Source organism: Sphingopyxis sp. 550A (assembly GCF_053569535.1).
The window spans coordinates 2,500,485-2,521,714 of sequence record NZ_CM131615.1 but is presented as its reverse complement, the minus strand read 5'-3'; the positions used below and the strand labels follow the sequence as shown (position 1 = coordinate 2,521,714).

The 21,230-nt window shown below is 66.4% G+C and carries 17 protein-coding genes; 8 read left to right on the top strand and 9 right to left on the bottom strand.

Features of this window, described 5'->3' with window-relative positions; translation table 11 throughout:
• Positions 1 to 30 precede the first annotated feature (30 nt).
• The 3 genes from ilvN to miaA all read right to left on the bottom strand — a co-directional run bounded on the left by ilvN (position 31) and on the right by miaA (position 3,487).
• Positions 31 to 546, bottom strand: coding sequence for an acetolactate synthase small subunit (gene ilvN / locus ACVENA_RS12210; protein WP_297665264.1), 516 nt, complete (start codon positions 544 to 546; stop codon positions 31 to 33).
• A gap of 148 nt (positions 547 to 694) precedes the next feature.
• A complete protein-coding gene (gene ilvB / locus ACVENA_RS12205) occupies positions 695 to 2,449 on the bottom strand; it encodes a biosynthetic-type acetolactate synthase large subunit (RefSeq protein WP_449325577.1) in 1,755 nt (584 codons plus the stop codon).
• Between the two features lie 75 nt (positions 2,450 to 2,524).
• Positions 2,525 to 3,487: a tRNA (adenosine(37)-N6)-dimethylallyltransferase MiaA gene (gene miaA, locus ACVENA_RS12200; protein WP_449325576.1), complete on the bottom strand. Its 963-nt coding sequence runs from the start codon at positions 3,485 to 3,487 to the stop codon at positions 2,525 to 2,527.
• Between miaA and serB the strand changes: the two genes are divergently transcribed.
• Positions 3,486 to 4,370 carry a phosphoserine phosphatase SerB gene (serB, locus tag ACVENA_RS12195; protein WP_297665258.1) on the top strand — a complete coding sequence of 295 codons (885 nt, stop codon included), beginning with the start codon at positions 3,486 to 3,488 and terminating at the stop codon, positions 4,368 to 4,370. The two genes, miaA and serB, sit on opposite strands and share 2 nt — an antisense overlap.
• Before the next feature lie 180 nt (positions 4,371 to 4,550).
• On the opposite strand, the gene ACVENA_RS12190 is transcribed toward serB, so the two are convergent.
• From ACVENA_RS12190 to ACVENA_RS12170, 5 genes are all read right to left on the bottom strand, one after another.
• On the bottom strand, positions 4,551 to 6,086 hold the full coding sequence (locus ACVENA_RS12190; protein ID WP_449325575.1) for a sulfatase family protein: 1,536 nt from the start codon (positions 6,084 to 6,086) through the stop codon (positions 4,551 to 4,553).
• The gene (locus ACVENA_RS12185) at positions 6,083 to 6,856 is read right to left on the bottom strand and encodes a GntR family transcriptional regulator (protein ID WP_449325574.1); all 774 of its coding nucleotides are present in this window, start codon (positions 6,854 to 6,856) and stop codon (positions 6,083 to 6,085) included. Before ACVENA_RS12185 ends, ACVENA_RS12190 begins: the two co-directional genes overlap by 4 nt.
• Before the next feature lie 128 nt (positions 6,857 to 6,984).
• Positions 6,985 to 8,298: an alkyl sulfatase dimerization domain-containing protein gene (locus ACVENA_RS12180; protein WP_449325573.1), complete on the bottom strand. Its 1,314-nt coding sequence runs from the start codon at positions 8,296 to 8,298 to the stop codon at positions 6,985 to 6,987.
• 51 nt (positions 8,299 to 8,349) lie between these two features.
• Entirely contained in the window at positions 8,350 to 9,867 is a 1,518-nt protein-coding gene (locus tag ACVENA_RS12175; protein WP_257543198.1) for a serine hydrolase, read from the bottom strand.
• Between the two features lie 62 nt (positions 9,868 to 9,929).
• Positions 9,930 to 11,249 (bottom strand): DUF1254 domain-containing protein, encoded by a 1,320-nt coding sequence (locus ACVENA_RS12170; RefSeq protein ID WP_257543193.1) that lies wholly within the window; start codon positions 11,247 to 11,249, stop codon positions 9,930 to 9,932.
• A gap of 246 nt (positions 11,250 to 11,495) precedes the next feature.
• Between ACVENA_RS12170 and ACVENA_RS12165 the strand changes: the two genes are divergently transcribed.
• The 5 genes from ACVENA_RS12165 to ACVENA_RS12145 all read left to right on the top strand — a co-directional run bounded on the left by ACVENA_RS12165 (position 11,496) and on the right by ACVENA_RS12145 (position 18,363).
• Positions 11,496 to 13,706, top strand: a complete 2,211-nt coding sequence (locus ACVENA_RS12165; protein WP_257543191.1) for a TonB-dependent receptor — start codon at positions 11,496 to 11,498, stop codon at positions 13,704 to 13,706.
• Between the two features lie 194 nt (positions 13,707 to 13,900).
• Positions 13,901 to 14,809 carry an alpha/beta hydrolase gene (locus tag ACVENA_RS12160; RefSeq protein WP_257543189.1) on the top strand — a complete coding sequence of 303 codons (909 nt, stop codon included), beginning with the start codon at positions 13,901 to 13,903 and terminating at the stop codon, positions 14,807 to 14,809.
• A gap of 17 nt (positions 14,810 to 14,826) precedes the next feature.
• The gene (locus ACVENA_RS12155; RefSeq protein ID WP_449325572.1) at positions 14,827 to 15,528 is read left to right on the top strand and encodes a GntR family transcriptional regulator; all 702 of its coding nucleotides are present in this window, start codon (positions 14,827 to 14,829) and stop codon (positions 15,526 to 15,528) included.
• Entirely contained in the window at positions 15,525 to 17,492 is a 1,968-nt protein-coding gene (locus ACVENA_RS12150; protein ID WP_449325571.1) for a pyrroloquinoline quinone-dependent dehydrogenase, read from the top strand. Before ACVENA_RS12155 ends, ACVENA_RS12150 begins: the two co-directional genes overlap by 4 nt.
• A 25-nt stretch (positions 17,493 to 17,517) precedes the next feature.
• On the top strand, positions 17,518 to 18,363 hold the full coding sequence (locus ACVENA_RS12145; RefSeq protein WP_449325570.1) for a hypothetical protein: 846 nt from the start codon (positions 17,518 to 17,520) through the stop codon (positions 18,361 to 18,363).
• A 33-nt stretch (positions 18,364 to 18,396) separates the two neighbouring features.
• On the opposite strand, the gene ACVENA_RS12140 is transcribed toward ACVENA_RS12145, so the two are convergent.
• Positions 18,397 to 19,557 carry an SPOR domain-containing protein gene (locus ACVENA_RS12140; RefSeq protein WP_449325569.1) on the bottom strand — a complete coding sequence of 387 codons (1,161 nt, stop codon included), beginning with the start codon at positions 19,555 to 19,557 and terminating at the stop codon, positions 18,397 to 18,399.
• Positions 19,558 to 19,816: 259 nt separating this feature from the next.
• Between ACVENA_RS12140 and ACVENA_RS12135 the strand changes: the two genes are divergently transcribed.
• Entirely contained in the window at positions 19,817 to 20,539 is a 723-nt protein-coding gene (locus tag ACVENA_RS12135; RefSeq protein WP_257543179.1) for a ParA family protein, read from the top strand.
• 13 nt (positions 20,540 to 20,552) lie between these two features.
• On the top strand, positions 20,553 to 21,224 hold the full coding sequence (locus ACVENA_RS12130; protein ID WP_449328935.1) for a hypothetical protein: 672 nt from the start codon (positions 20,553 to 20,555) through the stop codon (positions 21,222 to 21,224).
• Positions 21,225 to 21,230: the final 6 nt, after the last annotated feature.

Sequence of the window (21,230 nt, the reverse complement as noted above, 5' to 3'; positions counted from 1 at the left end):
CGCCGGGATGACGAAGGTTGGTGGTAAACTCTAAAGCGCCTCCGCGCCGCGGGCGATGGCGACGACGCCGGTGCGGCCGACTTCGACGAGGCCGCATTCGCGCATCAAGGCGATGAAGCGGTCGACCTTGTCGCTGTTGCCGGTGATCTCGAAGATGAAGCTGGTCAGCGTCGTGTCGACCACCTTGGCGCGGAACACGTCGGCCATGCGCAGCGCCTCGATGCGCTTGTCGCCGGTGCCCGCGACCTTGACCAGCGCGATCTCGCGCTCGACATGCGCTTCGTGGTCGGCAAGGTCGACGACCTTGTGGACGGGGACGAGGCGGTCGAGCTGCGCGATGATCTGGTCGATGATCGGCGGCGGGCCCGAAGTGACGATGGTGATGCGCGACAGCGCATGGTCGGCGGTGATGTCCGCCACGGTCAGGCTTTCGATATTATAGCCGCGCGCGGTGAACAGGCCGGTGATCTTGGCGAGCACCCCGGCTTCGTTGTCGACGGTGACGGCGAGCACATGACGCTCGCCCGCTTCGGTGGTGATTTTCATGATTCCTCCCCGGAACGGGGAGGGGGACCACCGAAGGTGGTGGAGGGGCACCCTCGCCCAAATGCTGTTTCATGGGGCACGTGCCCCTCCACCATGCTTCGCATGGTCCCCCTCCCCCGGTGGGGGAGGATCGCTTCGCTTTTCATCATCACACCAGCGCTTTCGCTTCGTCGTCCATCGTGCCGGTGACGTCGCTCGGCTGGAGGATCATGTCGGTATGCGCCGCGCCGCTCGGGATCATCGGGAAGCAGTTGGCGAGCTTCGCGACGCGGCAGTCGACGATCACCGGGCCGGGGGTGTCGAGCATCGTGCGGATGCCGTCCTCCAGCTCGCCGAGCGTGTCGATGCGCAGGCCCGTCCAGCCATAGGCCTCGGCCAGCTTCACGAAATCGGGCAAGCTGTCCGAATAGCTGTTCGAATAGCGGCTTTCGTAGGTCAGTTCCTGCCACTGGCGGACCATCCCCATCCATTCATTGTTGAGGATGAAGATCTTCACCGGCAGGCGATATTGCGCCGCGGTGCCCATCTCCTGAATGTTCATCTGAAGCGAGGCCTCGCCCGCGATGCAGACGACGAGGCGGTTGGGATTGCCGATCTGCGCGCCGACCGCGGCGGGGAAGCCATAGCCCATCGTGCCGAGGCCGCCGCTGGTCAGCCAGCGGTTGGGGGCCGAGAAGCCGAAATGCTGCGCCGCCCACATCTGGTGCTGGCCGACCTCGGTGGTGATGATCGGGTCGCGGCCGCGTGTCGCGTCGAACAACGCCTTGACCGCGCGCTGCGGCATGATTTCGGCGGCAGCGTCCTTCTTTTCGGGGAAGTCGAGGCAGCGCGCGGCGCGCCAGCCGTCGATGCGGCGCCACCATTCGCCATAGTCGCGCGCCTTGTGGCCCTTGTCGGCCCACGCCGCGACCAGCGCGTCGAGCGCGCGCCCGGCATCGCCCGCGATCGCGAGGTCGACGGGGACGATCTTGTTGATCGAGCTGCGGTCGATGTCGATGTGGATCTTCTTCGCTTCGGGCGCGAAGGCGTCGAGGCGGCCGGTCACGCGGTCGTCGAAGCGCGCGCCGACCGCGATGATCAGGTCGGCGCGGTTCATCGCCATGTTCGATTCGTACGTGCCGTGCATCCCGAGCATGCCGAGCCACTTCGGATCGTCGGCGGGGAAGGCGCCGAGCCCCATCAAGGTCGAGGTGATCGGCGCGCCGGTCAGCGACACGAGCTGGCGCAGCGCCGCGCTCGCGCCGGGCCCGGCGTTGATCACGCCGCCGCCGGTGTAGAAGACCGGGCGCTCGGCCGCGGCGATCATGTCGATCGCGGCGGCGATCGCATCGGCGTCGGGCTCGATCTGCGGGCGATAGCTGGCGTGCTGGATGATCTCGGGCACCGAATAGGTGCCGGTCGCGACCTGCACATTCTTCGGAATGTCGATCACCACCGGGCCGGGGCGGCCGTGGGTCGCGATGTGAAAGGCCTCGTGCAGGATCGGGCCGAGCCGGTCGGGGTCCATCACCAGATAATTATGCTTGGTGCAGTGGCGCGTGATGCCGACGGTGTCGCACTCCTGGAAGGCGTCGGTGCCGATCAAGGTCGTCGGCACCTGGCCGGTCAGCACGATCATCGGGATCGAATCCATCAGCGCGTCGGTGATGCCGGTGACGGCATTGGTCGCGCCGGGCCCCGAGGTGACGAGCACGACGCCGGGCTTGCCGGTCGAGCGGGCATAGCCCTCCGCCGCGTGGGTCGCCGCCTGTTCGTGGCGGACGAGGATGTGCTTGATCGTCGGGTGCTTGTAGAGCGCGTCATAGATGGGAAGGACCGCGCCGCCCGGATAGCCGAACACCGTGTCGACCCCGAGGTCGACCAGCGCCTGAACCACCATGTCGGCACCGCTCATTTCCGTCACGACGAAACTCCTTTCAACAGCCGTAAGGCAGCGCTTGTGCGCTGCAACAGGGTTGCGGGCAATAGGTGCATGATTCTATCTTGTCAACAGTCTATCACGTAATAAAATTGCTATTTTATTGATAGAATCGATGTTTAATGATTCTTCGTGACGCGGCCAATCGGCGGGGGGCTGGTGGCGGAACCACGTATATTGGCGCTTTGCATATTGGCGGGTCGCGGCCTGCGCCTGCGCGAGTGCTTCGTCGCGGCTGATCGTGCCCGCCAGATGGGCCGCGATCTGCGGCACGCCGATCGCGCGCATCGCGGGCAGATCGGGGTCGAGGCGGCGCGCGAGCAGCGCTTCGACTTCGGCGATCGCGCCCCGTTCGAACATCTGGACGAGGCGCGCGTCGCAGCGGGTGCGCAGCGCGTCGCGCGGCGGGAGGAGGATCATAGGGGTGAGGGCGATGTCGTCGGCGATGCCGCCTTCGCGCGCGCGCTGCCACTCGCCGAGCGGGCGGCCGGTCGAGCGGACGACCTCGAGCGCGCGGGCGACGCGGGTGGCGTCGGCGGGGTGGAGCCGCGCGGCGGCTTCGGGGTCGGCTTCCGTAAGCGCGGCATGGGCTTCGGCCACCGGGAGGGTACGAACCTGCTCGCGGATGGCGGAGTTGATTTCGGGTACCGGCGCGATGCCGAACAGCAGGGTGCGGATGTAGAGGCCGGTGCCGCCGACGAGGATGGGGGTGTCGCCCGCAGCGTGGGCGCGCGCGATCTCGCCGCGCGCTTCGGCGGCCCAGCGCGCGGCGTTGCAGGCTTCGGCGGCGTCCACATGGCCGAAGAGGCGGTGCGGCACGCCCTCCATCTCGGTCATGGCCGGGCGCGCCGACAGGATGGCGAGGTCGGCGTAGACCTGGCTCGCGTCGGCGTTGATCACCACCGCGCGGCCGCAGGCTTTTGCGAGCGCGACCGCCAAAGCGCTCTTGCCGCTGGCCGTGGGTCCGGCGATAAGTGCGACGGGCGGCCGCCCGCGAACGGAAGAGACAGAAGGAGAAGCCATGTTCGTTGCCACGCTGATAGCAGCCGGAAAGCTCACCGACGAGGTGGTTCGCGAAGCGATCGACCGGCTCGACATGACGGGGCACGATGTCGGCGCGCCGCACTGGATCGACGAGCATGATGCGGCCGACATTTTCTTTCAGGGAAGCCTGGTCAGCGCGCGCGCCGAACTGGCGAAGATGGACCATGGCGCGCTCGATATCGTCGTCCAGCCGTTCGGCGACCGCACCAAGAAGCTGATCATCGCCGACATGGATTCGACGATGATCGGCTGCGAATGCATCGACGAACTGGCCGATTACGCCGGGATCAAGGATCAGGTCGCGGCGATCACCCAGAGGGCGATGCGCGGCGAAGTCGATTTCCGCGGCGCGCTGACCGAGCGCGTCGCGCTGCTGCGCGGGCTGGGCGAGGATGTGCTGACCCAATGCCGGATGGAGCGCGTCCGCCTGACCCGCGGCGCGCGCACGCTCGTCCAGACGATGAAGGCGCATGGCGCGCATTCGGTGCTGGTGACGGGCGGCTTCACCGCCTTCGCGGGGCCGGTGGGCGAGGCGATCGGTTTCGACCGGGTCGTCGCCAATGAATTGCGGATCGAGGGCGGCAAGCTGACCGGCACGGTGAACGAGCCGATCGTCGACAAGGATGCCAAGCTCGAGACGCTGAAGAGCGAGGCGGCGAAGCACGGCCTGCCGCTCGCCGAGACGCTGGCGGTGGGCGACGGCGCGAACGACATTCCGATGCTGACCGCGGCCGGGCTGGGCATCGGCTATTACCCCCACGCCGCCGCGGCCGAAGCCGCCGACGCCGTGGTCCGCCATCACGACCTGACCGCGCTGCTCTGGGCGCAGGGCTATCCGCGGCGGAGCTGGGTGCTGGGGTAGGGGCCGAATTGCTGCGACCCTGGAGGGAAGAGCGGATTTCGAGCATTTACCGTCATCCCGGCGAAGGCCGGGATCTCACCCTATCGCCATGACGCACCGGCGAGATCCCGGCCTTCGCCGGGATGACGAGAATAGGTAGTCAAAGTCCGCTCTCCACCCCGTAGCGGAAGGAAAAGGCCGTCAGAAGATCAACTGGACCTTCTTGCCGTCGATCTCGGTCCGGAATTCGCGGCGGCTGGTGAAGGCCGGGGGAATATTCTTTTCATCCCAGCGATCGAAACGGCGCTCCAGATCCGCGACGGCTTCGGGCTGCTGCGACGAAAGGTCGTTCGCTTCGTCCCGATCGCGGACGATATCGAAGAGCATTTGCCATTGTCCGAGCGGCGATATGCCGAGCTGCGTGCCGTCGGGCAGGGGTTTCCCCATCACATCCGCGAGCGTTTGGACCTCGGCCGCCTTGTTGATCGTGATCAGCTTCCACGGGCCGCTCCGCGCCCAGTGATTGGGCCCCATGCGCCAGAACAGCGTCCGATCCGCCGGCAGGGCGGACGCGGCGAGCAGATTCTGTCCCTCGCTCTGCAGCGGCGCGGGCCGGTGCATCGCGGCCGCCATCGTCGGCATGATGTCGAGCGTCGAGATCGGGCGCGCCTCGACCTGGCCGCGCTTCACCCGTCCGGGGGCGCTGAGGATGAAGGGCACGCGCACGCCGCCTTCGAGCGGAAAGGCTTTCCATCCCGCGAAAGGCGCGTTGGAGCAGGCGCCTTCGGCATAGTTGGGGCAGCCATTGTCGCTGATGAAAAAAACAATCGTTCGACGATCAAGTCCGTGCGCTTTCAAGGCGCCCATCAGCCGCCCGACATTCTGGTCGAGCTTTGCAATCATCGCCTTGTAGATTCGGGATTGCGGCGACGGATCCTTCGCAAATGGCTGCACATCTTCCTTCGTTGCCGCATATGGCGAATGCGGTGCATTATAGGCTAGATAGAGGAAGAAGGGGCGATCATGTCCCGATCCGACGAATTTTACGGCCCGGTCGGTGAACACATCGGTGATGTTGCCGGGCGGGTCGACGGTTTCGCGCCCCTCCATGATCGGAAAGCGCTTGCGCGTGATGAGCTTGCCTTCGCCGCTGTCGGTGGTCACCAGTCCCTTGGTGCCGTCGGGATAATAGCTGGTCGCGCCGCCGAGGAAGCCGAAAAAGCTGTCGAAGCCCTGGTCGAGCGGGTGGCGCCCGACCCCGTCGCCGACGTGCCATTTGCCGATCATCGCGGTCTGGTAGTTCGCCTGCTTCGCGACTTCGGCGAGCGTCGTCTCGTCGGCCGGCATGCCGACGTCGCGGCCGACGAGATTGTAATAGAAGCCGAAGCGCCCCTGAAACCGGCCGGATAGGAATCCGGCGCGCGACGGGGAGCAGATCGGCGCGGTCGAATAGGCGGTATCGTAGCGGATTCCCGACCGGGCCAGCGCGTCGATATTGGGGGTGCGAATGGCGCCGCCGTAGGCGCTGAGGTCGCCGTGACCGAGGTCGTCGGCGACGATCAGGATGATGTTCGGCTGGTCGGTGGCCGCGACGGGCGGGGTCGCCGTCGCCCGTTCGCGCGGCGCCGCGCAGGCGCCGAGTGCAAGAGCGGCCAGGACGGTAGCCGCCGTCGTCAAGACGCGCCGCGCCGCCACCCGGCGGCCGGTGGGGCGCTGTGCCCTTTTCGCATGGGTCATTCGCGATCCTTCCCTGATGTGCCTGCGGCCGATGCGGGCCGGATCGATTGGCCGATCGATTCGAGGCTCGCGAGCGTCGAGCGATCGGATTCGCGGACCGGCGCCGGGTGCAGCGACCGGCGGGTGATCAGCACGATGGCGCGCGCGGCGCTCGCGGCGACATCGCGTTGCCGCGACTTGATCGCCGCCGCCATGAGCCGATGGGCGTGCAGCGATTCGACTTCGGTTTCGACGGTGCCGGGCAAATGCAGGCGCTGCTGCCAAAGGACGAGCCGGCCGATGTGCAGCAGCATCCGTTCGGCGATCGGGCTGCCCGAATGCCGGCCGATGAAGGCGCCGATCGAGAAGGACAGGCGGTATAGCTGCCCCTTGTCCGCCGTATCGGGCAGGTGCGCCGCGTCGGCGGGAATATGACGATCGAGTTCGGCGAAGGCGGATTCGGGCATATGCTCGCTCGCCAGCGCCGCGCAGCGCGCATAAATATCCTCCAATATGCCGAGCGCATCGATGAACTGGTCGATATCGATATTCGCGACGCGGGCGCCGCGCCACGGCAGGATCTCGACGAAGCCCGCCTGCGCAGCGAGCCGCAACGCTTCGCGCGCCGAGGGCCGGCTGACCTCGTAGCGCTCGGCGATCTCATTCTCGCGGAGCGGCATTCCGGGCTGGTGCCGCTGGACGATGATCTCGCGGATGATCGCTTCCGAAAGCCAGGCGTCGGTGGTGCGATTATCGTCGCTGTTCCTGCTTCTGCCGCTGCTCTTTGCCATTTTTCTTACCTCGTGCGCGAAGCGGGGGAGCGCATTGCGCCCCGGCTCGCGCCGCATGATTTGCGCCGATCGACGGCGGGATTCCGTCCTTTGCGGCAGTATAGGCAGCGCCTCTTTCCAACAAGCCGTCATGGTTCTTCCCCGGTCGCAGGTCCGGCGAGCGCCGCTTTCGCATCGAACAGGCCTTTGCGAAGCCAGCCGTTCTCGTTCGAGTTTCGCGAGGCCGCGAGCAGCGCCTCGAACGCCGCGATCCGCGCCTTGAGGGCCGCTTTGCTGGCCGGATCGGCCGCCAGGGCGGCGCTGGTCAGGCGCAGCGCGGTCGCCGCCCGATGATCCGCGATCAGCGCCTGCGCGCGGGCGGCGACAGCGTCCGCTCCGCCCGCCAGGCGCGTGAGTTCCGCATAGGCCTCGTCGGGCGACACCGGATACATCGAGGCGGGGTCGCCATCGAACCAGCCGATATAGGCATCGTAGATACCGCGCACCGACCACGCGATCTTGCCATAATCCTCGCCGACGTCGAGCGACGGCGGCAGCTTGACGTCGCGCATCAGCGTATAGACGTCCTTGCCCTCGTTCATCCCCTTCACCGTGGCGTCGTGGACATAGAGGATCGCATCGCGATAGCGGGTCAGCACCCGCTGCACCGTGTCGGCGCCCTCGATCGGGACGCCGTGGCTGGGCAGAACGATGGCGGGTTTCAGCGCCAGAACCTTGTCGATGGAGGCGACATAGTCGAGCGCCGGCCGGGGTTCGGTGCCGCGCAGCGTGTAGAGATTGGGGAAAGACTGGTAATAATTGTCGCCGATGAAGAGCGCCTTGAGCTCGGGAATCCAGACATTGAGCATGTCGGGCGTCTCGCCCGGCGCCGCGAAACAGACGAAGGTCAGTCCGCCGAGCGTAAAGCGATATTCCTTGTCGAACACTATGTCGGCGAGCGGCCCCGCGGCGTGATTGCCGGGATTGGCGTGGCTCACCACGGTCCTGCCCGTTTTGGTATATTGCGCGCTCGCGCGGGTTGCCAACAGGCCGCTCAGCCGCGCGCGATAGTCGAGAAACTCGCCCTCTTTCTCCTGTGCGATCACATGCGTGCCGGGCCCGCGCCACAGTGGAAGTCCGCCGCTATGGTCGGTGTGGGCGTGAGTCAGGATGACATAGCGGACGGGCGCGCCGGAAACCTTGGTGAGCCACGCATGGTGCCGTTCGGCGGCGCGCGCGTTCGACGTGTCGATGATGACATTGCCGTCGGGTGTCGGCACCATGAAGCTGTTGCCGAACGCCGTCGCCTGATAGATGCGCCCGCCGAGATAGGGATGGGCTTCGGTCTCGCCCTGTCCGGTGCTGAGCGCGGGGTTCGACGCGGGGCCGGCGTCCTGCGCCGCGGCGCCGGGCATGGTCAGGCAGGCAAAGGCGATTCCGGCGGCGGCCGCGGTCCATCGCATCGGCGATATCCCACGCCTGCGCGACGTTGGTCGATCCGCATGTGCCGGCATTTACGACACCGTCCCGATCAGCTTGCCGAGGAATATATTGTCCGAATAATCCGACGATGCCGAGTCGTCCGCGAAACGGACTACGACGAGATCGAGCGACGGGATGACGTAGAGCCGCTGAAATCCCGCGCCCGCCGCCATATACATATCCTCGGGAACGTCGGGCGCGATCTGGTCGTCGTCGGGATCGATCGGCAGCGCGGCGGCGGGGACGATATCGACGTCGTCGTCATAGGTGCCGTCATAATGGCGGTTCAGCCACCAGGTCAGTCCGTAGCCATGAAAGGAAGGATTCGTATAGCCGCCCGTCCCGGTGCCGGCGGTGCAATAATCGACCGTTGCCGCCGGCAGATGACGAGCGCTTTGCCACGTGCCCTTCTGCAGCATGAACTGCCCGTATTTCAGCCAGTCGGTTGCGCTGAACGATGCGCCTCCGGCCATCTGGGGGTGCCCTTGCACGTCGCGGGTCCAGCCATAGGAGGTGGATGCGATGCCAAGCGGCGTGAATAATTTCGTCTGCAGATAATCGACCGGGTCGGTGCCCCCGGTGACGGCGCCGCCGCTGCCGTAGGTGCCGCCGGACGATATCTGGAACAGCAGCGCGAAATTCTGGAACGACAGCGGGTCATAGATGAACGCATTGCCCCCCGCCGGATTGCCGCTGTCGATTTCGTTGACCGCGAGATTATAGGTATCGAGTGTGGGCACCGTCCGCGGCGAATAGGCCGGATTGCCGTGCATTCCGGAATTGAGACCGAGCAGGTGGAGCACGGTGATCGGCGATTTGTCGGGATCGCTCTGCCAGTCGGTGATGCGCGACGAGACGTTGGTCGTGAGGTTCAGAAACCCGTCCTGCTCGGCAAAGGCTTCGAGTGCGCAACTGAAGCTCTTGGTGCCGCTCGCCAGAATATGCGGTTCGTTGTTGTAGCCGTCCGCATAACGTTCAAAGACCTTTCGGCCGTGCTGCAGCACAACCACCGCGACCCCGCCGTTCGAGGCCTCCTCCGAATAGTCGGCGGCATTGTTATAGTTGGTGTCTTCGGCGGTGGTCCGGGCGTGCGGCAGCGTCGCGTTTACCGGATCGGTGGCGGACGACAGTCCGCCCGACGAAAAGGCGACGACGGTGACCGTCAGCTGATCGCCGGGGCTCAGCCCGGTCAATTGCGTCCCCGGCGTCGCGCCGACCGTGTTGACGTGCAGCGTGCCGCCGTTGATCTTGTAACGCACGCGGTAGCCGGTGGCGCCGGGGGCGGAATCCCAGCCGATATAGGCCGATGTGTCGCCGGTCGCATCGTCATAGGCGGGGTTGACGAACAGGCCGGTCGGGGTCGGCGGGGTAACGAGCGTGCTTCGCGTCGCCGCAAGCGTTTGGGGCACGATGACCGGGGCGTCGGCGATCGCCGCATAGTCCGATCCCTCCCCGCAGGCGGCGAGAAACAAGGCCGCGACGCCGGCCAGCGCTGTTTCGACGCGGCGATCGCGGGGGCGCGAAAATCGGTGTCGGCAATCGTCAATCATCGGTCATCTCCCCAAGTTGAGAGTGTATAATCGAGCGGTATCAGGTGATTGCCCACGCAAGCTCAGCCATATCGAGCGAGCGGCGGAAAATGATAAACTCCGTTCAATAGTGGCGCTTGCGGCACATAGGCGCGCATCGAGAGCACAAACGGCTTGGCCTCTGGCGCGGGAAGCCAGTTGGCCCGGCGCGCGGGGCCGGGATCCTGGCGGGCGATCCAGATATCGATCGAGCCGTCGCGATTGCGGACAAGCCCCTCGGTGCGGTCGCCGATCGCGTAGCGCTCGATCGGATTGGGCGTGAAGAAAAATTGCCCGTCGCCGGTCGCTTCGTAAAGCGTCATCGACCAGAAACCATCGACGGGCGGCAGCGCACCGGGCGCGAAATGCAGGTGATAGCGGTCGCCGTGGAACAGGCCGTCGGGGGCGTCGCCGGTCGAGCGGGTATAGAAGGCCTCCTCGAGCGGCAAGGCGAACAGGCCGCTCACCGCGATCTGGGCGCGAAATTCATAATCCTGTTCGAAACGGCCGAGATCCCACGGCGGATAAGCCCAGCCGTCCCTGGTCAATTTGCCGAGCTGCGACTGCGCGGCGATCGCGCGGGCCTCGGCGAGTCCCGCTTCGATCTCGCGGATCGCTTCCGCCGGGAAATCGGGCGGCCGAAAGCCGGAGCGGGTGAGCCCGAGCGGCGCGATCCGGTCGAACAGCGCGTCGTCGGTCACCGGCGGCGGCGATTCGGCGATCAACGCCGCTGCTCCGGCGAAATAGTCGCGCCACGGCGCGTCGCGTGCGGGCACCGCGATTGTCGGGGCGGGGCCGCCCGCCCCCTCGATCGCCAGCCCGTCCTGCACGGCGCGAACCGCGGCGACGTCCGACGGGCCGTCGACCAGCGCCCGCGCGAGGAGGAAGGCCCAGTCGGACGGGGTCCGGATCGCATTGGCGGGGGCATCGCCATGGGGCCCCGCGACGATGAACCGCCCGCCGTCCCCCCCGGTGGTGCGCGTGCCCAGCACCGCGACCGTATTGGTATACATGTCGACCAGTTGCACCGAAAAATAGCGGTCGCCGGTCGCGGGCAGCGTCAATTCGACCGGCCCGGCCGCAAGATCGAGCATCGCATGCGAATACATGGTGTCGTTGTTCGGCGACGTCACCTTCTGCGTCTGGATGTTGGTCAGGTTGCGGTTGTGGACGAAATGGTTCGCCGGACCCTTGGTGAGGATTCGCCGCCGCACATTCGCCACCTCGATCAACGGGACCGAATAGAGCCAGGCATCGCGCGCCGCAGCGCGAAGCGACGGCGTCGCGGCAAGGGCCCGGCCCCCGAAAACGGTCCCGCCGATCGCCGCAGCGCCCGCCGCCAGCAAATGTCTGCGATCCAGCATCTCGACCTCTCCCCGTGGTGTTTATTGTCCGTCGATGCAATTTTGTCTAACAATAATTATAGGCGAAGGTCAATAGCCATGCTCCGTCTGTCACCGGAATTTATGGAAATATAAGGGATTTTTATAAAATATATCGAGGATAGAACCGCGAGGCGGCTGGAGGATGGCGTTACTCCATCTTCATATCGTTTGACAATAATGGAAGATTATATGACAAGGGCGCAAACAAACCGATGGGAGGGTGATATGGGCAAGAGAAGACTGATCGGGGTCAGTGCAGGGGCGATCGCTTTGGCAATTGCGGCGCCGGCATTTGCGCAAACGGCCTCCGGCGCGTCCGGGGCGGCGCCGAACGATCAGGATATCGTCGTCACGGCGCGCCGCGTCGCGGAAACCGCGCAGGACGTCCCCGCCGCGATCACCGCGATCGGCGGCGAGCAATTGTCCGACCTCCTCGTCGACGATGCCGCGAGCATGATCCGCCAGATCCCCGGCGCGACGCTCGTCACCAGCGGCCCCGCCTTCATCGGCGACGTCTCGATTCGCGGGCAGGGCGGCGGGCGGATCAGTTCGTCGGAAAGCGCCACCGGCATCTATCGCGACGGCCATTATGCCGCGGGCGGCAAGTTCGGCGGCCGCACGCTCACGCGGCTCGACCTGTTCGACCTTCAGCGGCTCGAGGTCCTGCGCGGCCCGCAAGGCGCGCTCTATGGCCGCAACGCGGTGGGCGGGTCGCTCAACGCGATCGCGAACAAGCCGGGGTTGGACGATGCGAATGGATGGGTGAGCGCCGGTTACGACAGCGTCGAAGCGCTCGACCTCGAAGGCGTGGTCAACGTTCCGCTGGTCGAGGGCAAGCTGGCCGCGCGCGTGGGCGGATTCGTGATCGACCAGAACGACGGCCACATCACCAACGTCACCACCGGCCACATCGTCGACCAGAGCAGCAGCACCGGGCTGCGCGCGGCGCTGGCGTGGAAACCGTCGGACAGCGTCGATACGCGGCTGACGTTCGAGAATTATTACAGCCGGACGCCGGGCTTCGGCAGCCTCGGCTATCGGGAGACGCTCTACAATGGCGACCCGCTCGATCCCGGCATTTTCGAGCGCGTGCTGAGTACCGAGGCCTATGCCCATATCAAGCAACGCGCGCTTTATTGGGATACCACGGTCGCCACCGGCTATGGCGACTGGCATTTCAACTTCGATTACAAGCACCGGACGGGCAGCCGGTACGACGAGGATTATGATCATTTCCTCGGTTACAAGGGCGTCATTCTCGGCGGCCAGCCGGTGACGCTGCGCAACAACGAGAAGGAAAGCTTCGAGAACGGCGGCGCGCAAATCTATCTCGCCTCGCCGCGGTCGGGCGGGCGCTGGTCGTGGGTCGTCGGGATCGACGGGCTGATCAACAAATCCAACGACGTCGTCATCGTCGATGGTTCGGCGACCCCCGTCGCGTTGCGGCGCCAGTTCCGCAGCGACCTCAGCATCGAGAAACTGCGCTCGTTCGCGGCCTATGCGACCCTGGGCTATGATATCACGCCCAAGCTCAATCTCGACCTTGAGCTGCGCGTGCAGAGCGACCGCAAGAGCATCGATTTCGATCGTTCGGCCAGCAACAGCAGTTCGCTGACCAACACGACGTCGTTCGACATGCGGCAAAGCTGGACCCGCGTCCTGCCGACCGCGACGCTGCGCTACAAGTTCAACGATGCGCAGATGATCTATGCGCGCTTCGCCACGGGCTATCGCCCCGGCGGTTTCAACACCAGCATTCCGGCCGACATCCCCGATGCCGAAAAGCTGATCCCCTATGATCCCGAATATGTCTATGGCGGCGAGTTTGGCTGGAAGGCCGAATTCTTCGACCGCGCCTGGACGGTCAATCTCGCGGCCTATTACACCGAAACCCGCAACGTGCAGTCGCTGACCGCGGCGAGCATCACCAATCCGCAGTTCATCCTGCAGAATGTCGGCGGCAATCGCATCTATGGCATCGAGCTCGAAACGCGCGGGCGGATCGATCTCGGCTTTGGCCGGCTCGACCTCAACGCGGCGGTGTCGACCAGCGACGGGCGCTTCGACAAGGGGGCTATGATCCTCGACAATACCGGCACGCTCGTCGATCTGTCCGGCAATCGGGCGAACCAGACGCGCGACCTCGAATTGAATCTCGGCGGGGTCTTGCGGGTGCCGCTGGGCGGGCGGGCAGTCGCCAGCCTGGGCGCCAATATGCGGACCGAACATGGCGGCTATTTCAACGCCACCAACGACGATAAATTGTCCAACTACACGATCGTCGATCTTACCGCGAGCCTGACGATCGATCGCGTGCAACTCCGCTTCTTCGTCCGCAACGTCGGCGACCGCGTCTATCTGCTGCAAACCGTGAGCAACAATAATTTCTATAACTCGCCGCGCGAATATGGCGGCAGCATCAAGGTCGCCTTCTGAGATGCGATGGCGCGGGTGGCGACTGGCGCGCGGGCGGGGAAGGGCGGCTCTGACGGCGGGCGCGATACCATGCGCCGCGACCGGCGCGGCCGCAACCGACAAGGATTTCGATCAGCAGCTCTGGCTGCCCCTGATGGACATGGTCCGCTGAGCGCATCGCCGCGCGATGGGCGCGACATCGATAGGAGTCGACAATGACGGCAACGACCAAATTTCTTCTCGCCGGCGCCTTGGCGGCGTGCGCGGTGATCGGTGCGGGCGCGGCGGCCCAGCAACGCGGCTTCGCCCGTGCGGGGGCGTGGGCGGACGAGGCGCCGATGAAGCATGTTCCGCCGCCCGCCGGCACCCGGATCGAACGCGACATCGCTTATGGCAGCGACCCGGCGCAGCGCCTCGACCTCTACCGGCCGGCGAAGGCCGAACGCGCTCCGATCCTGGTGATGGTGCACGGCGGCGGCTGGTGGCGCGGCGACAAGGCGCGCCCGCCCGTCGTCGACAACAAGGTGAATCACTGGCTGCCGAAGGGCTATATCTTGGTGTCGGTGAACTATCGGATGGTGCCGAGCGCCGATCCCCTGGCGCAGGCGGGCGACGTCGCCGACGCGCTGGCCTATGTCCAGAGCCATGCCGCGAAATGGGGCGGCGATCCGGCGCGCGTCGTCCTGATGGGCCATTCGGCGGGCGCGCATCTGGTCTCGCTGCTCGCGGCGGCGCCCGAGATCGCCCGCGACGCGGGCGCCAAGCCCTGGCTCGGCACGATCGCGCTCGACAGCGCGGCCTATGATGTCGTCGCGGTCATGGAGCGGCGGCATTTCGATCTCTATGATCGCGCGTTCGGCACCGACCGGGCCTTGTGGAGCGCGGCGTCGCCGACCCTGCGGCTCAAGACCGCGCCGACGCCGATGTTGCTCGTCTGCTCGTCGAAGCGCGCCGACGCCTGCCCCCCGGCAGAGGAATTCGCGAAGCGGGCGCAGGCGCTGGGCGCACGGATCACGACCTTCCCGGTCGACATGACGCACGGCGAGATCAACGCGCTGCTCGGAACCAAGGGCGCTTACACCGATGCGGCCGATAAATTCCTCGGATCGATCGGATTGCAATAAATGGTCCTGGTTTGCGGATGATGGCGAAGAAGGCGGTCAGGGCCAAGGGCGCGGGCGACAACCGGACCACCGACGCGTGGCTGTCGGAAGCGCTGATCCGCGAGATCATCGTGCAACGGCTTCAGCCCGGAATGCCGCTGCGCGAGCAGGAAATCGCCGATCGCTATCAGGTCAGCCGACCATCGGCGCGCGAGGCGTTGCGGCTCGCCGCGCAGGTCGGCTTCGTCGAGATTCTGCCGTGGCGCGGCGCGCGCGTCACCAATATCGATATCGACCAGTTCCTCGACATTCTCGGCATCCTCGAGGATGTTTATGCCCGCTGCGCCGCGCTGGCCGCCGAGCGCATGCCCGAAACGGCCTTCGCCGAGCTTGATCGCCTGGTCCCCGGCGACGCCGCGCTGTTGCCCGACACCGCCGACAAGGGGAAGATGTACCAGATATCCTTCACGATCGGCGCTTTCGTCGGTCAGCATTCGGGAAGCCTGATCGCGCAGCGCATGCTGATCCATGTCGGACGATTGGCGCTGTGGCAGCAGCGGCTGCACCGGCCCGGTTCGGTCGAGTCCGAGATCGAATCGCTCTACGCCCATCAGCTGATGGCGGCGGCGATCAAATCGCGCCAGCGCGATGTTGCTGCCGGTGCGGCCCGCGCCACCGTACTCATCACGCGCCGCTCGCTCCATCCGGACCCCCGCCGCGCGTTCGGAGAAAAGCCATGAACAAGGCCCTGTCGCGCCGAACCTTCCTGCTTGCCGGAGCGAGCGGTCTCGCCATGCCCGGCGTCGCCTTCGCGCGCGCGAAGGCGGGCAAGCCGCGCGGGCCCGCCGCCGATGCCCTGCGCACCGATTGGCCCGTATACGGCGGGCTCAACAGCTCGGCCAAATATTCGCCGCTCGCGCAGATCGATCGCACCAACGCTGCGCAGTTGCAGGTCGTCTGGGAATGGGAATCGCCCGACCGCGACATCATCGCCGCGCATCCCGACCTTCGGCCCGGCGAATTCCAGGTCACGCCGATCATGGTCGACGACGTCCTCTATGTCGCCACCGCGATGAGTCAGGCGGCGGCGATCGATGCCCGCACCGGCCGGACGATCTGGGTCTATAATCCCGAAGCCTGGACCAACGGCAAGCCGAGTACCAAGGGCTTTCAGCATCGCGGCGTCGCCTATTGGGCCGACGGCGACGACCGCCGCATCTTCCTCGCCACCTGCGATGCCCGGCTGATCGCGCTCGATGCCGCGACCGGGACGCCCATTGCCGATTTCGGCACCAATGGGGAGATCGATCTGCGCAGGGTCGGGCTGCAACGGCCCGTTCCGACGAAGCCGAGCGTGCTTTACGGCTGTTTCGGCCCGCCGTTGATCGCGCGAAACATGGTGGTGGTCGGCGGCTATATCGACGATCAGCCCGTGCTGCCGATCATGCCGCCCGGCGACGTGCGCGGGTTCGACGCGCGCACGGGGGCGCTGCGCTGGACCTTTCACACGGTGCCGACGAAGGGCGAGTTCGGATACGACAGTTGGCACGGCGGAAGCGCCGAACGGAACGGCAACGCGAACATCTGGGCGCCGATGAGCGCCGATGAAGAGCTTGGGCTCGTCTATCTGCCCGGCACCTGCGCGACCGACAATGTCTATGGCGGGCGCCGCCCGGGCGACAATCTGTTCGCCAACAGCCTGATCGCGCTCGACATCGAGACGGGCAAGCGCCGCTGGCATTATCAGTGCGTCCACCACGACCTGTGGGACTATGACCTGCCGTGCGCGCCCAACCTCGTCGACATCATCGTCGACGGCCAGCCGATCAAGGCGGTCGCGCAGGCGACCAAGCAGGGATATCTGTTCGTCTTCGACCGGACCAACGGCAAGCCGGTCTGGCCGATCGAGGAGCGGCCGGTCCCGCAAAGCGAGCTCGCGACCGAGCATAGCGCGCCCACCCAGCCGCATCCGACCTGGCCGCCGCCGTTCGAATCGCAGGGCATGAGCGAGGATCTGCTCGTCGACTTCACGCCGGAGATCAAGGAAGAGGCGAAGCGGATATTGTCGCGCTATCGCTACGGCCCGCTTTACACGCCGGTCGGCAGGACGCCGACCCTGATCCATCCGACGTGGACCGGCGGCGCCAATTGGCAGGGGGCGGCGGTCGATCCCGAGACCGGGATTCTCTATGTCACCTCGCACTCCTCGGTCTCGCAACTCGCGCTCGACGACAATGGCAAGCTGGCGACCGCCGGGCCCGTGAATACCGAGATCGCGGGCGCGGCGGGGGTGGTGAACGGTCCGGCGGGGCTGCCGCTGATCAAGCCGCCCTACAGCCGGATCACGGCGATCGATCTCAATACGGGCAAACATCTGTGGATGTGTGCCAACGGGCCGGGGGCAACCGACGACCCGCGTTTCGCGCCGTTCAAGCTCGGGTGGATCGGGTCGGAGCAGCGTACCGCGCCGCTGGCGACCAAGACCTTGCTTTTCGTCGGCGAGGGGCCGCACGACCCCCGCCACGCGAAGAAGGTGCTGCGCGCCTATGACAAGCTGACCGGCGAGCTGGTGGCGGAAACGCCGCTCCCCGGCCATGTGCTCGGCGCGCCGATGACCTATTCGATCGATGGGCAGCAGCGGATCGTCTACGCGATGGGATTCCGCGTGTGGCCGCACAAGCTCGTCGCCCTGGGCCTGGCATGAAGGAGATGCTGCGATGCGGAGGTGGATGATCGGATTGGGCCTGGTCCTCGCGGCGACCTTTTCGGCCGGGGCTCCGGCGAGGGCGGACACGGCGGACCCGAAAGCCGTCAAGATCTACATCATGATCGACGTTCCCGACCTCACCAACCTGGGCGCGCTCGATCGCTGGTACATGACCTATCATTCGCAGCAGATGCATCGCGCCATGCGCGCCTGGCAGAAGAATTATCTGTCCTATCGCAGCTATATCGTGCCCGACGACGTCGCCCGGCGCTATCATGTGTGGCGCGGGCGGATGACCGAAATCTATTACGACAGCCTCGGCGATTTCGCAGAGGGCCGAAAGAATAATCCGCTCGTCGACATGCTCGATCCGCCGCCCGGCGGCTGGGCGGACCGCTCCTTCGCGCGGTCGCAGCCGGTGATCGTCCCGGTCAATCCCCAGCAAGTCTATCTTCAGGGGCGGGTACCGCCCAAGGAAACTCCCTATTTTCGCTGGGTGATCTATTTCCGCTATCCCGCGGGGGTCAGCGAGGCGGAGGGCGACAAATGGCTGCTCGGCACGCACGTCCCGGAAATGGCGAAAGTGCCGGGCTTGCGGCGATATTTCGGTTATCGCACCCTCGAGGATCCGGCCGACCCGGCCACGGCGGCGGAGAAGCTCGCCCCCGACAACCGGCCGCGCTACGGCCGCGTCGAGGAACTGTGGTTTGACGACTATAAGGCGTGGTGCAAGGCCTTCGTCGATACCCCGCCCGCGTTCACGAAGCCGGGCTGGGGCGGCGAATTCCCCTATGTGGATTACATATCGACCTTCATCGGGGAGAATCCCGATGTCGATTTCCTCAATGACAAGAGAGTCATTCCCTGAGGCGGCGTAGCGCAGGCCCCAGAGAAGGCCGAACTATTGGCTCACCACCAGGCACGCCTGGCCGCCTTTGCGGACCGCCGCGCAGAGGTTTTCGGCGTCGGCCTTGCTCGCGAAACCGGCGGTCTGGAGGCGGGTGACAGCGCCGGCCTTGGTATAGACGGGCGTGCGCCCGGCGAGGGCGGGGTAGGATTTTTCGAGGCTTTTCCAGAGGCTGCGGGCGTTCGCTTCGACTCCGAAGGCGCCGAACTGGGCGCGCCACGGACTGGTGCCGCTGTGGACGGCAACGGCGGCTTTCGCCGGCTGCGGCGCGGGTTTCGGGGCCGCCGCGGGTTTCTCTTCGGGCTTCGGCGGCAGCTTGCCGCTTTCGGGCGGCGCGGCGTAAGTGGTTCCGGGGGCGCCGCCCTTGGCTGCGGTGGCGGCGGCGGTCGCTTCGCCTGCGGCGGTCGCGGCGGCGACGGCGGCCGGGGTCGAGAGCGTTGGTGCGGGTTTGGCCGGAGCGATCACCGGCGGCGGCGTGTAGGTGGCGCCGGGGGTCGAGACGGGAAGGCTCGCGGTCCGGATCGGCGAGGGCGCGGGCTTTGCGGGCTCGGGCGCGGCGGCATTGACCGCGGCGAGGCGCGCGCGTGCTTCGTCCTTTTCGATCTCGGGCAGCATGGCGAGCCCCGCCTGCCGCTGATCGAGCGGGATCAGATTGTCGAGCTGGACGAGCCGCGCCGAGGCGATGCCGAGCCCCGCGTCGCTCGCACGCTTGGTCAGCGCATAGGCGCGCGGCCAGTCCTTCGCGGCATAGTCGCCGTTGAACATCGCGGTGCCGAGGACATATTGCGCGCGCGGTTCGCCGCGCGCCGCCGACGCCTTGATATAGGGCATCGCCTCGTCGCGCTTGTTCGCGGTGAAGAGGATGAGGCCGAGATTGTCCTCGGCCTGGAGATGCCCCTGCTTCGCGGCGCGGCGATACCAGCTTTCGGCCTGGGCGAGGTCCGCGGGAACCCCGCGGCCGAGCTTGTAGGCCTGGCCGAGATTGAATTCGGCGTCGGCGTCGCCCGCGACGGCGAGCGGGCGCCATTCGGCGACCGCCTGCTGATAATCGCCCGCCTGCCAGGCCTCGACCCCCGCCTTGACGTCGGCGTGCGCGGGCGCGGCGAGCGCGAGGAGCGGCAGGGCCAGGAACGTGGCGGCGCGGAAAGAAGGCATGTCGATTCTCCAATGACTTGCGGCGCGCGACGGGCGCCGGCAGTCCCCGGGACGGTGCCCTACCCATAAAGGGCTAACAGCGCGTTAGCATCATCTAGGGGCAAACCGACTCCGTGCCGGATCGGGACACAATGGTATCAACGGTCCGTTTACCATGGATGTGCGCAGGTCGTTCACCTTCTTTTTATCATCGTTAACTCAATTTTAGCGCCCCGCATGGCATCCCGTCGCCGATTTCAGATTGTCGAGGGGGACATCAGTGCGCGTTTTGGCATTGGCTTCACAGAAAGGCGGGTCGGGCAAGACCACCCTGTCGGGGCACCTGGCGGTGCAGGCGCAGCTTGCCGGCGCCGGGCCGGTCGTGCTGATCGATATCGACCCGCAAGGCTCGCTCGCCGACTGGTGGAACGAGCGCGAAACCGATCTTCCGGCCTTTGCGCAGACCACCGTCGCGCGGCTCGCCTCCGACCTCGAAATCCTGCGACAGCAGGGCTTCAAGCTGGCGGTCATCGACACGCCGCCCGCGATCACCATGGCGATCCAGAGCGTCATCGGCGTCGCCGAACTGATCATCGTTCCGACGCGGCCGAGCCCGCATGACCTGCGCGCCGTCGGCGCAACCGTCGACCTCTGCGAACGCGCGGGCAAGCCGCTGGTTTTCGTCGTCAACGGTGCCACCCCCAAGGCGAAGATCACCAGCGAGGCCGCGGTCGCGCTGTCGCAGCACGGCACCGTGGCGCCGATCACGCTGCACCATCGCACCGACTATGCCGCGTCGATGATCGACGGCCGCACGGTGATGGAGGTCGATCCCAATGGCCGCTCGGCCGAGGAAATCCGCCAGCTCTGGACCTATGTCAACGACCGGCTCGAAAAGAATTTCCGCCGCACCATCTTCTCCTCACCGATGCCCGCGCAGCCGGGTTACGGCACGGTCCGCCCGATGGGCGGTGGCTTCGGCCGCCGCATCGCGGGCCAGTAAGGGGAGCGGAATGATGGGCGAACCCAAACCTCTCGCTTCGCTGTCCGCCGGACTGCTCGCCCGCAAAGGCGGCGCGCGTCCCGCGATGCGCCGCGCGCCGCTGGGCATGGGCGCCGCCGCGCCGATGACCGGCGAAGGCTATGACGACCTTGGCTGGAACGACATGGGCTATGACGTCGATCCCGACCAGAATGCCGCGGCCGAACCCGCGCGCATGGTCGACCTGAAGCCGCTTCTCGCCGGATCGGTGCTGACGCATAATGCGGAGGCCGAACATGCGGTCGAGGAGTCGGTGGGTCACGAACTGACCGATGCGCTCGCCGCCGGGTTCGAGCCCGAAGCGACCCCGGAAGCGATCGACGTGCCCGAAATCGTGCGCCAGCAGGAATCTTTGCTCGACCGCGTCGCCGCCGTCGCGCGCAAGGTGGAGACGCGACCCGCGCCGCAAGCGAAGAAGGAGCGCGCGCCGCGCGCGCTGCGGGCGCGCGAGAAGGCGGCCTTCACGCTGCGCCTCGACGCCGAGCGCCACCTGCGCCTGCGCCTCGCGAGCGCGGTGACGAACCGCTCGTCGCAGGTCATCTTGACCGACCTGCTCGACGAATATCTGGCCTCGCTGCCCGAGATCGACGCGATGGCGAGCCGCCTGCCGGCGGCGCGGCCGACGCGCCGGACACAGGCGTCCTGAACGAGA